The sequence below is a fragment of the Flavobacterium ajazii genome (assembly GCF_010614725.1).
Classification (GTDB): domain Bacteria; phylum Bacteroidota; class Bacteroidia; order Flavobacteriales; family Flavobacteriaceae; genus Flavobacterium; species Flavobacterium ajazii.
Window position 1 is genome coordinate 376,315 of the sequence record NZ_JAAEHL010000004.1, and the last position, 12,674, is coordinate 388,988.

16 protein-coding genes and 1 riboswitch are annotated in these 12,674 nt (G+C 34.9%); of the genes, 12 read left to right on the forward strand and 4 right to left on the reverse strand.

What is annotated here, in order from left to right; all coding sequences use genetic code 11:
* Window positions 1-32 precede the first annotated feature (32 nt).
* The 12 genes from GWR14_RS09535 (at window position 33) to GWR14_RS09590 (ending at window position 9,691) form a co-directional block, all read left to right on the forward strand.
* On the forward strand, window positions 33-695 hold the full coding sequence (locus tag GWR14_RS09535) for a queuosine precursor transporter (protein WP_163408799.1): 663 nt from the start codon (window positions 33-35) through the stop codon (window positions 693-695).
* A 12-nt stretch (window positions 696-707) separates the two neighbouring features.
* Window positions 708-1,397 (forward strand): hypothetical protein, encoded by a 690-nt coding sequence (locus tag GWR14_RS09540; RefSeq protein WP_163408800.1) that lies wholly within the window; start codon window positions 708-710, stop codon window positions 1,395-1,397.
* Window positions 1,397-1,966 (forward strand): DNA-3-methyladenine glycosylase I, encoded by a 570-nt coding sequence (locus GWR14_RS09545; RefSeq protein WP_163408801.1) that lies wholly within the window; start codon window positions 1,397-1,399, stop codon window positions 1,964-1,966. The genes GWR14_RS09540 and GWR14_RS09545 overlap by 1 nt, the downstream gene beginning before the upstream one ends.
* 128 nt (window positions 1,967-2,094) lie before the next feature.
* Window positions 2,095-2,191, forward strand: a riboswitch (TPP riboswitch).
* 87 nt (window positions 2,192-2,278) lie between these two features.
* Window positions 2,279-2,485 carry a sulfur carrier protein ThiS gene (thiS, locus tag GWR14_RS09550; protein ID WP_163408802.1) on the forward strand — a complete coding sequence of 69 codons (207 nt, stop codon included), beginning with the start codon at window positions 2,279-2,281 and terminating at the stop codon, window positions 2,483-2,485.
* Window positions 2,486-2,700: 215 nt separating this feature from the next.
* Entirely contained in the window at window positions 2,701-4,524 is a 1,824-nt protein-coding gene (gene thiC / locus GWR14_RS09555) for a phosphomethylpyrimidine synthase ThiC (RefSeq protein ID WP_163408803.1), read from the forward strand.
* Between the two features lie 90 nt (window positions 4,525-4,614).
* Window positions 4,615-5,205, forward strand: coding sequence for a thiamine phosphate synthase (locus GWR14_RS09560; protein WP_163408804.1), 591 nt, complete (start codon window positions 4,615-4,617; stop codon window positions 5,203-5,205).
* A complete protein-coding gene (locus GWR14_RS09565; protein ID WP_163408805.1) occupies window positions 5,172-5,924 on the forward strand; it encodes a hydroxymethylpyrimidine/phosphomethylpyrimidine kinase in 753 nt (250 codons plus the stop codon). The genes GWR14_RS09560 and GWR14_RS09565 overlap by 34 nt, the downstream gene beginning before the upstream one ends.
* Window positions 5,917-6,555: a thiamine phosphate synthase gene (locus GWR14_RS09570; RefSeq protein WP_163408806.1), complete on the forward strand. Its 639-nt coding sequence runs from the start codon at window positions 5,917-5,919 to the stop codon at window positions 6,553-6,555. The genes GWR14_RS09565 and GWR14_RS09570 overlap by 8 nt, the downstream gene beginning before the upstream one ends.
* A complete protein-coding gene (locus tag GWR14_RS09575; RefSeq protein WP_163408807.1) occupies window positions 6,536-7,312 on the forward strand; it encodes a thiazole synthase in 777 nt (258 codons plus the stop codon). The genes GWR14_RS09570 and GWR14_RS09575 overlap by 20 nt, the downstream gene beginning before the upstream one ends.
* A 107-nt stretch (window positions 7,313-7,419) precedes the next feature.
* Complete coding sequence (locus tag GWR14_RS09580) at window positions 7,420-7,797, forward strand: GxxExxY protein (RefSeq protein ID WP_025572562.1); 378 nt, start codon at window positions 7,420-7,422, stop codon at window positions 7,795-7,797.
* Window positions 7,798-7,839: 42 nt separating this feature from the next.
* Window positions 7,840-8,961, forward strand: a complete 1,122-nt coding sequence (gene thiH / locus GWR14_RS09585; RefSeq protein ID WP_163408808.1) for a 2-iminoacetate synthase ThiH — start codon at window positions 7,840-7,842, stop codon at window positions 8,959-8,961.
* A gap of 19 nt (window positions 8,962-8,980) precedes the next feature.
* Window positions 8,981-9,691: a HesA/MoeB/ThiF family protein gene (locus GWR14_RS09590; RefSeq protein WP_163408809.1), complete on the forward strand. Its 711-nt coding sequence runs from the start codon at window positions 8,981-8,983 to the stop codon at window positions 9,689-9,691.
* Here GWR14_RS09590 and GWR14_RS09595 read toward each other — a convergent pair.
* The 4 genes from GWR14_RS09595 to GWR14_RS09610 all read right to left on the reverse strand — a co-directional run bounded on the left by GWR14_RS09595 (window position 9,688) and on the right by GWR14_RS09610 (window position 12,524).
* The gene (locus GWR14_RS09595; RefSeq protein WP_163408810.1) at window positions 9,688-10,482 is read right to left on the reverse strand and encodes an MOSC domain-containing protein; all 795 of its coding nucleotides are present in this window, start codon (window positions 10,480-10,482) and stop codon (window positions 9,688-9,690) included. The genes GWR14_RS09590 and GWR14_RS09595 overlap by 4 nt on opposite strands.
* A gap of 1 nt (window position 10,483) precedes the next feature.
* Complete coding sequence (aat, locus tag GWR14_RS09600) at window positions 10,484-11,122, reverse strand: leucyl/phenylalanyl-tRNA--protein transferase (RefSeq protein WP_163408811.1); 639 nt, start codon at window positions 11,120-11,122, stop codon at window positions 10,484-10,486.
* 123 nt (window positions 11,123-11,245) lie between these two features.
* Entirely contained in the window at window positions 11,246-11,617 is a 372-nt protein-coding gene (locus GWR14_RS09605) for a DUF3127 domain-containing protein (RefSeq protein ID WP_163408812.1), read from the reverse strand.
* A 31-nt stretch (window positions 11,618-11,648) separates the two neighbouring features.
* Window positions 11,649-12,524: a flavin reductase family protein gene (locus GWR14_RS09610; RefSeq protein ID WP_163408813.1), complete on the reverse strand. Its 876-nt coding sequence runs from the start codon at window positions 12,522-12,524 to the stop codon at window positions 11,649-11,651.
* Window positions 12,525-12,674 lie beyond the last annotated feature (150 nt).

Below are 12,674 nucleotides of genomic sequence, written 5' to 3' on the forward strand. Positions count from 1 at the left end.
TTTGAAAATCTGTATATATATTGTGAATATTTATGTTTAAAACCAAAAAGGAAATTGTTTTTGTAGTTCTGGCAGGAATTTTTATAACTAATGCTGTTGTCGCTGAACTTATTGGAGGAAAATTAATTCAGATAGGACCATTTGTAATGAGCATTGGAATTTTACCCTGGCCAATTGTTTTTCTGACAACTGATTTGATTAATGAATATTTTGGGGAAAAGGGGGTTAAAAAATTATCTCTCATTACAGCTTGTTTAATTGCTTATGCTTTTTTGATATTATTTATGTCAATCGTAATACCGGCTGCAAAAGGAATAAGCCCAGTAAATGATGAACAATTTCAGGCTGTTTTTGGTCAAAGCATGTGGATTATTGTCGGAAGTATTATAGCCTTTATGGCATCGCAGCTTATTGATGTTTGGATATTCTGGTTTTTTAAAAACAGAACCGGAGAAAAGAAAATATGGTTAAGAGCAACAGGTTCTACCATAATTTCGCAATTATTTGACTCTTTCATTGTTCTCGGAATCGCTTTTTGGCTTCCCGGAAAAATTGATTTTGACACCTATATTTCATCAGGGTTAACGGGTTACCTATTCAAGCTTTCGGTTGCAATTTTACTAACTCCGCTAATTTATGCCGGGCATCATTTGATTAAAAAATATTTAGAAGAAGATCCTCATCCCAAAGATTAAAACTTCACAACCATGAAAAGGAACAGTATCGTTATATTACTTTTAATCCCCAATTTCTTTATAAGCTGCGGTAATGACGAAAAAAAACAGCCCAAAAAAGAAATAGTGTACCCTGTAAATAAACTGAAATCTGTTTCTGTTTCTCAAAAAAACACCAGAAATACGTCCTTAGACACAATTTCCATTACAAATGATTTGAGAAAAAATTCAAATACCCCTAAAAAAACCGTTTTTTCAGAAAAAGAGAAAATTTCCACCATTTCTCAAACTAACAAACCCCAAACTACTTCAGAAAAAAATACTTCAGATATAAGAAAAAAAGCCCACGAGAATTTAATGACCTTTGTCAATTTGCGAAAAATACTTTCTCTCACTAAAATTGGTCAGACGCTAACACAAGACCAATTAACTCAAAACTTTAAAATCCCGGAAGAGGCAGTCAAACTTGTAAAAAGTGTAACCAAAACAGCCGAAAACGAGCTCGCAGTAAAATGGCATTCCACCTGGTTTATCGAAAAAGTATCTGATGCCGAACTTGAAGACGGCCGAATGAGAGTAACATTCAGATCCAATAAGATGTATACCTCCGGCAAAGCTATTGGTATCAAATACAATAAAAAAGTATACAATAATTTAATCATAATTGGCCGTTCAGCCTATATTCCAAGTGTTAAGGGATACAGCTGGCAAATTGGAAGATGATGGAAAACACAAATATTATTAGATGCAGCTGGTGTAACGCCAGTGATTTATATAAAAAATACCATGATGAAGAATGGGGTGTTCCTGTTTATGATGACCCTACTCTATTCGAATTTTTAATTCTGGAAACTTTTCAGGCCGGATTGAGTTGGATTACCATTTTAAACAAAAGAGAAAACTTCAGAATCGCTTTTGATCATTTTGATTATCAAAAAGTAGCTCAGTATTCTGAAGAAAAATTTGAAGAATTAATGCAAAATACCGGAATCATACGCAATAAACTAAAAATTAAAGCTGCTGTTTCTAATGCTCAGGCTTTCATAAAGATCCAGGAAGAATTTGGAAGTTTCTCTGATTATATCTGGAAATTCAGCGATGGAAAACCCATCATAAACCATCCAAAAACCTCAAAAGACGTTCCCGCCACTACTCCGCTTTCTGACGAAATCAGTAAAGATTTAAAAAAAAGAGGATTTAAATTTGTAGGTTCAACAGTTGTTTATGCACACATGCAAGCCACCGGAATGGTCAATGATCACGCCGAAGATTGCTGGACAAGAACTAAATAAAAGTTTTTTTGTTTCAGGTTTCATGTTTCAAGTTACTAAAATAACGGTAAAAAATGCAAAAAACTTAACCGCAAACACAACTTGAAACCTAAAACTTGAAACTTTAAACAAAAATTATCTATATTTGCTTCACACTTTAGGGGTGTCTGCATCGTGCAGGCTGAGATTTTACCCTCTGAACCTGATCTAGTTCATACTAGCGTAGGGAAAAGTAAGATGACTTCTTCACGCATTTTTTTGTGCGTAATTGTAGCCATTCCTAAGGTTTTTAGATGCACAGCAGTGCATCTCTACAACTAAAATTCAAAAGGAATGGAACTAAAAATCAACCAACAAATCAAACAATTCAATGCTGAATCGCTAAGCGTTCAATCATTGCTCGATCTAGAAATTCCAAACAAACAGAACGGAATCGCCGTTGCCATTAACAATACCGTTGTTCCAAAAATAGACTGGAGCCAGCACTTTGTATCCGAAACTGACGAAATCTTAATTATTTCTGCTACCCAAGGAGGATAATTAAGGCTGCACGAACGGGCTATTCGTTACAAGTCCGCAGTCGTCAACTACAAAAACATAGTCATAACAAAGCTTCCGCTGGTCGCTTTTTTATTCCTTGTTTTTTACGGTTTTCTCCTTTACGGGCTTTACACTTCTATCCCCGGCAGAAAACCAGTTACGAGAAATTTAAATTTTCAATCAAAATAACAATAGTAATTCAAATCTAAAGAAGAATGAATCAGGAAGAACAAATATCCAGAACCCCGTTTCCAAATTCCAGAAAAGTATATATTGATGGAGAAATTCATCCCATAAAAGTCGCCATGCGCGAAATTCATTTAAGCGACACCAAACTTTCGAATGGAGGGGTTGAGAAAAATCCACCAGTTACTGTTTACGATACTTCTGGAGCTTATACTGATCCGAACATAGAAATCAACATCAGAAAAGGGCTTCCACGTTTAAGAGAACAATGGATTTTAGAACGAAATGATGTTGAGATTTTAAACGAAATAACTTCAGATTACGGACAATCCCGTTTAAAGGATGAAAGTTTGAATCACCTTCGTTTTGAATATTTACATCAGCCAAAACGTGCAAAAAAAGGCGCAAACGTAACGCAATTATATTACGCCAAACAAGGAATCATTACTCCTGAAATGGAATATATTGCGATTCGTGAAAACCAGCGAATCGAACTTTTAAACGAACAAACCAAAACCATGCAATGTCAGCACAGTGGACATAGTTTTGGTGCCAATACCCCAAAAAGCAAAATCACTCCGGAATTTGTTCGTTCAGAAGTTGCCTGCGGAAGAGCCATTATTCCAAACAACATCAATCATCCTGAAAGCGAACCTATGATTGTGGGTCGTAACTTTTTGGTTAAAATCAATGCTAATATCGGAAACAGTGCCGTGACTTCCAGCATCGAAGAAGAAGTTGAAAAAGCAGTCTGGGCTTGCCGTTGGGGAGCTGACACGATTATGGATCTTTCGACAGGAAAAAATATTCACGAAACCAGAGAATGGATTATTCGCAATTCGCCTGTTCCAATTGGTACGGTTCCTATTTACCAGGCTTTGGAAAAAGTAAAAGGAATTGCCGAAGATTTAACTTGGGAAATTTTCAGAGACACATTAATTGAACAGGCAGAACAAGGCGTTTCTTATTTCACGATTCATGCGGGAGTTTTACTTCGCTATATTCATTTAACAGCTAACCGTGTAACAGGAATCGTTTCACGAGGCGGATCAATCATGGCAAAATGGTGTTTATTTCATCATAAAGAAAACTTCTTATATACCCATTTTGAGGAAATCTGCGAAATCATGAAACAATACGACGTGGCTTTTTCTCTTGGAGATGGTTTACGCCCTGGATCTATCGCAGATGCTAACGATGCTGCTCAATTTGCAGAATTAGAAACCTTGGGTGAGTTGACAAAAATAGCCTGGAAACATGATGTTCAGGTTTTTATTGAAGGTCCCGGACACGTTCCGATGCACATGATTAAGGAAAACATGGACAAACAATTAGAACACTGTCATGAAGCTCCATTTTATACTTTAGGTCCTTTGACAACAGATATTGCTCCTGGTTACGACCATATTACCTCAGCAATTGGCGCTGCGATGATTGGCTGGTACGGCTGCGCCATGTTGTGTTATGTAACTCCGAAAGAACATCTTGGTTTACCGAATAAAAAAGACGTAAAAGATGGTGTTATCACTTATAAAATCTCAGCCCACGCTGCCGATCTCGCAAAAGGTCATCCGGGAGCGCAATATCGTGACAATGCTTTGAGTAAAGCCCGTTTTGAATTCCGATGGGAAGACCAGTTCAATTTAGCATTAGACCCTGATACCGCAAGAGAATTTCATGATGAAACGCTTCCGGCTGATGGTGCAAAAGTGGCTCATTTCTGTTCGATGTGCGGACCGAAATTCTGCTCTATGAAAATATCTCAGGAAATCAGGGATGTCGCTGCTGCCGAAAAAGGGATGCAGGAGAAATCAGAAGAATTTATTGAACAGGGAAAAGAGATTTATATTTAATAAGAATCAAGATTATTGTATTAAGTATTAAGATTTATACACAGAATTGCTGTCTTAATACTAAATACTAAATTCTTAATACTTTCAAAAATGATCGTAATCACAAATCCTTCGGTTGTTGCAAATGAAATCGGCATTATTGATTCTTTATTTGAAGAAGGATTGTCTTTGCTTCATATTCGGAAACCGGGTTTTTCAGAAATAGAAACCGCTAAATTCATTCATCAGATAAAACAGAAATATCGGGGAAATCTTGTTTTGCACAATCATCATGAAATTGCAGCTGACTTCGGGATTAACAGAATTCATTTTTCTGAAACAAAAAGAAAGACAATTGGTTCTCTTCTAATTTCAAATATGGTTTTATCAACCTCAACGCATTCAATTGAAGATTTCAATGCATTGGAAAACATTTTTGAATATGCTTTTTTGAGTCCTGTGTTTCCTAGTATTTCAAAAGAGAATTACAGTTCAAAAACGAATCTTTTTGAAGAAATAAAACAGAGAGAAAATTTTAATGCCAAAATAGTTGCTTTAGGCGGAATTTATTCGGACAATGTTGAAAAGCCTCTACAAAGTGGTTTCGATAATGTTGCTCTTTTAGGTACAATCTGGAATAGCTCTAATCCAATTAAAAATTTTAAACTATGTCAAAAAATCGTCCTTTCGCTCTCAGCATAGCAGGTTTAGATCCTTCGGGAGGAGCCGGAATTTTAGCAGATACTAAAACTTTTGAACAGCATCAGGTGCAGGGATTAGCTATAAGTACTGCAAATACAATTCAAACCGATTGTAAATTCTACGAAATCGAATGGACATCTCTTGATTTTGTATTACGATCCATCAAAAAGTTATTCAAAAACTATTCTGTAAAATCGGTTAAAATTGGTATTGTTCCTTCGTTTTTTTATTTAAATGAAATTGTTTCCTTGATAAAAAAACTAAACCCAAACACCATTATTGTGTGGGATACTGTATTGAAATCCTCTACTGCATTTGAATTTTTAACAATTGAAAACCAAACAGATTTACAAAAAACATTATCCAAAATTGATTTGATAACTCCAAATTATGACGAAATTCTTCAGCTCTACCCTAATTTTATCTCTGAAAAACTTTGGTTAAAAAATGAACTCCCTACAGCAATTTTACTAAAAGGAGGTCATAATCGTACTGCCCTTGGTACCGACTATTTATTTCTGAAAAATAATATTATCGAACTTTTGCCGACAAAAATCACTTTCCTGCCCAAACACGGTTCCGGCTGTGTATTGTCTTCTGCAATCGCTGCAAATTTAGCTTTAGGGCATGATTTAAAAACCGCTTGTTTAGAGGCTAAAGTTTATATCGAAAAATACTTAAGTTCCTCTCCATCATTAATTGGCTATCATTATGTTTAACAAACTACAATATATTTCACAAGGCGAAACAGTCGAAAAACAATTATACAATATTCATCAGGCGCTGGATGCCGGCTGTGACTGGATACAAATGCGATTCAAGAATCAAACTTCTGAAAAAAAATTTGTTTTAGCTGAAGCTGTAAAAACTTTATGCGAAGAGTACCTGGCAAATTTCATTGTAAATGATGACGTTTTACTTGCTCAGAAAATTGCTTCAGATGGTGTTCATTTAGGTTTAACAGATATGAGTGTTTCAGAAGCGCGGATTATTTTAGGAAACACAAAAATTATTGGTGCAACCGCAAACACTTTTGAAGACATTCTTTTTCAGACAAAAAACGGCTGTGATTATATTGGTTTAGGTCCTTTTCAATTTACTGAAATGAAAGAAAAACTAAGCCCAATTCTAGGAACAGAAGGTTATGCTTCTATACTGAATAAAATGAAATCAGAAAATATTATAACCCCAGTTTATGCAATTGGCGGAATCACTTCAGAAAACATAGAAAGCCTTATGAAAACAGGTATTCATGGTATTGCCGTTTCCGGAATGATTACAAAGAGCCTCCAAAAAGAACAACTGGTTCAACAACTTAACGACAAATTATATGCAAACGTCATTATTTAATATAGGAGATAAAACCTTTAATTCCCGCTTATTTTTGGGAACAGGTAAATTTGGTTCTAACCTGCAGATGGAAGAAGCCATTTTAGCTTCAGAAAGCGAATTGGTCACAGTCGCCTTAAAACGCATTGATCTCGAAACAGATACAGATGCTGTTTTATCACATTTACAACATCCAAACATCAATTTATTACCTAATACATCAGGTGCCAGAAATGCAAAGGAAGCTGTTTTTGCATCTCAACTGGCGCGTGAAGCTCTCGAAACCAACTGGGTAAAACTTGAAATTCATCCGGATCCGAAATATTTAATGCCAGATCCCATTGAGACTTTAAAAGCTACTGAAGAATTGGCTAAACTTGGCTTTTTTGTTCTGCCGTATATTCACGCTGATCCTGTTTTATGCAAACATCTGGAAAATGCAGGAACCACTGCAGTCATGCCTTTGGGTTCGCCGATTGGAAGCAACAAAGGCTTAAAAACAATTGATTTTTTAGAAATTATTATTGAACAAAGTACAGTTCCTGTGATTATTGATGCTGGAATTGGTGCTCCCTCAGACGCTGCAAAAGCCATGGAAATTGGTGCTGATGCCGTTTTGGTCAATACTGCAATTGCTGTTGCAGGAAATCCAAAGTTAATGGCTGAAGCTTTTAAAGAAGCAGTAATTGCAGGAAGAAAAGCGTTTGAGGCTAAAGTCGCTAATCAGCAAAATTATGCTGTGGCTTCCAGTCCTTTGACTTCTTTTCTTTATGAATAAATTTTGACTCTCGCAGATTTTGGAGATTGAGCTGATTATTTTCTGGAATACCCAAATAAAAAGTAAGATTTTTCATTATTTTTGTTGTTTACATCAAAAATAATTTTATGACTGAAAATGAAATTTCATATCAAATAAGAGGATCAATTTTTAAAGTTTACAATACACTTGGTCCTGGCTTATTAGAATCAATTTATGAATGTGCTTTATTTTATCAATTAAAAAAAGACGGGCTAAATGTTATTAAACAGATTGATGTACCTGTTAAGTACGGCGACGTATACTTAGATATTAATTTTCGATTAGACTTATTAGTAGAAGACAAAGTAATTGTAGAATTAAAATCTATTGACGAAATTAAATCTATCCATTTTAAACAATTAAATACTTATTTAAAATTGACAAATAAAAAATTAGGGTTGTTAGTCAATTTTAATTGTGGAAATATTCTCGATAATATTCATCGAGTAGTAAATAAAATATAATCTGCGCGATCTGCAAAATCTGCGAGAGAAACCAAAATAAAAATGAAAACATTCAAATCTATTTTTGAACAATACAATTGGGATTCCATTCAATCAAAAATATACCAAACCACATCAAAAGATGTTGAATATTCTTTAGCTAAAACCAAAAGAAATCTCGATGACTTTCTGGTTTTGATTTCACCGACTGCTCAGCCTTATTTGGAGCAAATGGCACAGGAATGCCATGAAATTACCAAAAAACGTTTTGGCAAAACCATTCAGATGTATGCGCCGCTTTATTTAAGCAATGAATGCCAAAACATTTGTACTTATTGCGGTTTTAGTCTGGACAATAAAATTAAGCGAAAAACACTTTTGGACTCAGAGATAAAACTGGAAGTTGAAGCACTAAAAAATACAGGATTTGATCATGTCTTATTGGTTACCGGCGAAGCTAATTACACTGTAAATATTAATTATTTTCTGAATGCAATTAATTTAATTAGAGAACAATTTTCGATTATTTCTGTTGAAGTTCAGCCACTTTCAACCGAAGAATACCAACGTTTACACGAAGCTGGCGTATATTCTGTTTTGGTTTATCAGGAAACGTATCATCAGGAAGTTTACAAAAAATACCATACCAAAGGCAAGAAATCAAATTTCGATTACAGACTTGAAACTCCAGACCGAATTGGAAATGCGGGAATTCATAAAATAGGTTTGGGTGTTTTATTGGGACTCGAAGACTGGCGCACCGACAGCTTCTTCAATGCTCTGCATTTGGATTATCTTCAAAAGAAATACTGGCAGACCAAATATTCGGTTTCTTTCCCCAGATTGCGTCCTGCAGAAGGCATCATCGAACCTAATTTTATTATGGATGACAAAGACCTGACACAATTAATCTGCGCTTATCGTTTGTGGAATGAAGATCTGGAAATTTCTATTTCAACTCGTGAAAACGAAAAATTCCGAAATCATATTATTCCGATTGGCGTTACCAGCATGAGTGCGGGTTCTAAAACAAATCCTGGTGGTTATGTTGTTGATAAACAAACTCTGGAACAATTCGAAATCAGTGATGAACGTTCTGCAGAAGAAATCAAACAAATTATAAAAAAATCAGGCTACGAACCCGTTTTGAAAGACTGGGACAGAAGCTTTAGTCATCAGATCTAATATTTTACATTTCACAGTAATGAGCATTATAAAAGAATTTTTACGTTACAGCAGACAAACCATCTTACCGGAAATTGGCGACGAAGGTCAGGAAAAACTCAAAAAGGCAAAAGTTCTGGTTATTGGAGCCGGAGGTTTAGGATGCCCTATTTTACAATATATTGCTACCGCCGGGGTAGGTTTTATTGGAATAATGGATTTTGATACTATCGAAATCCACAATCTTCACAGGCAGATTTTATATACTGAAAGCGAAATTGGTCAGCAGAAAGCAATTGTAGCCCAAAATATTGTTTCGAAACTAAATCCCTTAATTCAGGCTGAAGCTATTTCTGAAAAATTAACGATTGAAAATGCAGCCCAGATAATTAAACAATATGATGTTATTGTAGACGGCTCAGATAATTTTGCAACCCGTTATCTGGTAAACGACACTTGTGTTAATTTAAAAAAACCTCTGGTGTATGGAAGTATTTTAAAATTCGAAGGCCAGGTAGCTGTTTTTAATCATAACGGAAGTAAAAATCTCCGTGATTTGTTTCCTGAAATGCCAGATGCGAAGAATGTTCCAAATTGTAATTTAAATGGAGTTCTGGGTACTTTACCTGGAATTATCGGCACGATGATGGCACATGAAACACTAAAATTAATTTTGGATTTACCTTCTTTAAATAATGAACTGGTACTTTTTAATACTCTGGATTGGGGCTTTACAAAAATTAATTTTTAAAAAACAACTTCATCACCAACCTGAATTATTCCAGGATTCAAACCTACTATATTGGTTCCGAATAAAACAGAATTGTTGAAATTCCTGTACTTACTCAATGTTTTTAGGGGTTCTTTTTTCACAATTCCACTCTGCGGATCATTGTTAACCATAATACATCTTCCGCAGGGTTTTACATTTTTAAAGTGAACTTCTCCAATTTTAAAATGTTCAAAATCATCTTCTTCATGGGGATTTTTGCTGCTGATAACAATATTGGGACGGAATCTTCTTATGGTAATTTTTTCTTCTAATTTATCATTCAGAAAATCTAAGCTTTTTGTTCCGATTAGTAAGTATGGATACGCATCGGCAAAACTGACATTATAGGTTTCTTTGGATCTTGAACTTTCGTGCTTGCGGTCTCCTGCCTTAATTATTTTTACCAATTTACATTCAAATCCTAAATGATCACTAAACCATTTTGAAGTCGCTTTATTTACTTCGAAAACAAAACTTTTATCATCCCATACTTTTGTGTAAATCTGATCATCTAAGTGTTCACTGATTGAAAATTCATGTTTCTGATCCTGAAAAGTAACTGTAATTTTTCCATCTGAGATTTGAGGATAAAACTGACTCATTATTGGATATTCACGCTGTGTGATATGCTGATTATCTGAGTCCAGCAACATCCATCTGCGGTCATTTTCAAAACCCATTTCTTCAGCAAAAGCCTTTTGACAGCTAATTCCGGCAAGACTTTTTATCGGATAAATATAAATTTCTTTTACAATGTAAACAGCACTCATTTTATTCACTTTTTAAAATAGACATAAAATCGTCACGATCAATTTCCCGGCAGCCTAAGCTATCTAAATGCGGATTATAAACCTGACAATCCAGCAATTTATAATTTTCATTTTTTAAATGTTTCACCAAAGATATAAAAGCCACTTTTGAAGCATTTGAAACCTTGGAAAACATACTTTCTCCACAAAAAACATGACCTAAATCTACTCCGTATAAACCGCCAACCAAAACCTCATCCTGCCAAACCTCAACCGATTTAGCAATTCCCTGATTATGAAGCTCACAATACGATTCGATTATTTCGTCCGAAATCCATGTTCCATCCTGACCATCACGTAATATTTGCTGACAATTCAAAATTACATCTTTAAAACAGGTATTAAAAGTAACGGTAAACAGATTACGATTCAAAATGTTACGCATACTCTTGGACACAACCAATTCATCCAGAAATAAAACCATACGTGGATTTGGTGCCCACCAAAGAATCGATTCTCCTTCATTAAACCATGGAAAAATTCCTCTTTTGTAAGCAAGTTTAAGCCGTTCAGGGCTTAAATCGCCTCCAACAGCCAAAATCCCTTCTTCATCAGCTTCTGAAACAGGAGGAAAATATAAATTATCAAATAAAAAATACATTTTTAAAATTTCCAAACATTAATGAAATTCCAATTCTCTCAATATTTTCAAAAACAAAATTCCAAATTCCAATATATTGATGAAATTGGAATTTGGAATTTTAATTTTTTGTAATTTAAACTTTTAGAATGGCAAATCGTCCGGTTCGTCTTCGTTTAAATTTGTAGCAGGTGCAAAAGCTTCTGCAGCAGGTACTGGTGGCGTCTGCGCTGGCCCTTCAGGAGCTAGTCTTTCGATTCTCCATCCCTGAATACTATTGAAATATCTGGTTTCTCCTTGTGGATTAACCCATTCTCTTCCTCTTAAATTGATAGAAACTTTTACAGCCTCACCTTGTTTGTAGCTACTTAATAAATCGCATTTATCTTGTGTAAATTCGATTAAAATATGTTGTGGATACTGCTCTTCTGTAGTAACAACTAATTCTCTTTTTTTGAATGAGGCACTAACTTGCTGCTCCGGATTAACCACTTTTACTTTTCCTGTAACTTCCATCTTCTGTCTATATTAATTATTGTTTCTTTTCTTATTTCTTTGCCAAAAGCACTTTCCATGCTGATGAAATATTCCCTTTATCAAGGTATTTTTTGGCTTCCAAATGTATTTTTTGCTGATCATCAGAGCTTAAAACTCCTTTTACAGAAAAATTTTCTTTCACAAATATACTAACTTCTTCTGTTGTAGGCAAGGCTTCTATATTACCTAATTTTCCTAAATCATTACCATTAAAAACAGAGCTTTCCTTGATAAAATTCGGAATAGCATCTACTCCGACCCCTAAAGTTGTCAATGGTTTTTCTACTTCAAAAAGCCCCTGATTCGATCTTGAATACCAGTTACTCCCTAATCTCGAAACCAAATCAATTTTATGCTGGTCTATTGCTCCGTTTTCATCTAAAACTGACTCGTGAATATGAATTTTTACCACTTCGCAGAGAATCAGATTTCCCGCTCCTCCTTCTGTTCCCAATGGAATAATCTGAGTAACTTTACATTCAAATTGCACTGGAGATTCTTTAACACGATATGGTTTTACTAAGTCTGATGGTACTTGAGTTAATCCTGCTTTTATAAATTCGTTTACACCATCTCCATATTCTGTACTTGCCAGTGAAGTCTGCTGTACCAAATCATAATTTACCACATTAATTACGACTTCACGGGTAGCTTCGGCATTGATTAAGGTATGTTTTACCGTATTGTCACGTACACGCCTCGCAGGAGAAAAAATCAAAATTGGTGGATTGGCACTAAACACATTAAAGAAACTAAAAGGCGATAAATTAGGAATTCCTTTTGCACTAATTGTGCTGGCAAAAGCAATTGGTCTTGGGCCAACAGCGCTTTGCAGATAGCCTTGTAATTTTGCTGTTGGTATCTCTTTTGGATTAATGCTAATCATATTTTTTCTTTTTAAACCTTTATTATTTCAGCAAATACAAAAGTATAGAAATGGTTTAAGTCAAAGAAATAGTTTCTCGCTTAAAAACAAAAATCTTTGAACACCCGCAAAATATTAAATGTGTATATTTCGTTATATTTATACCTCAAA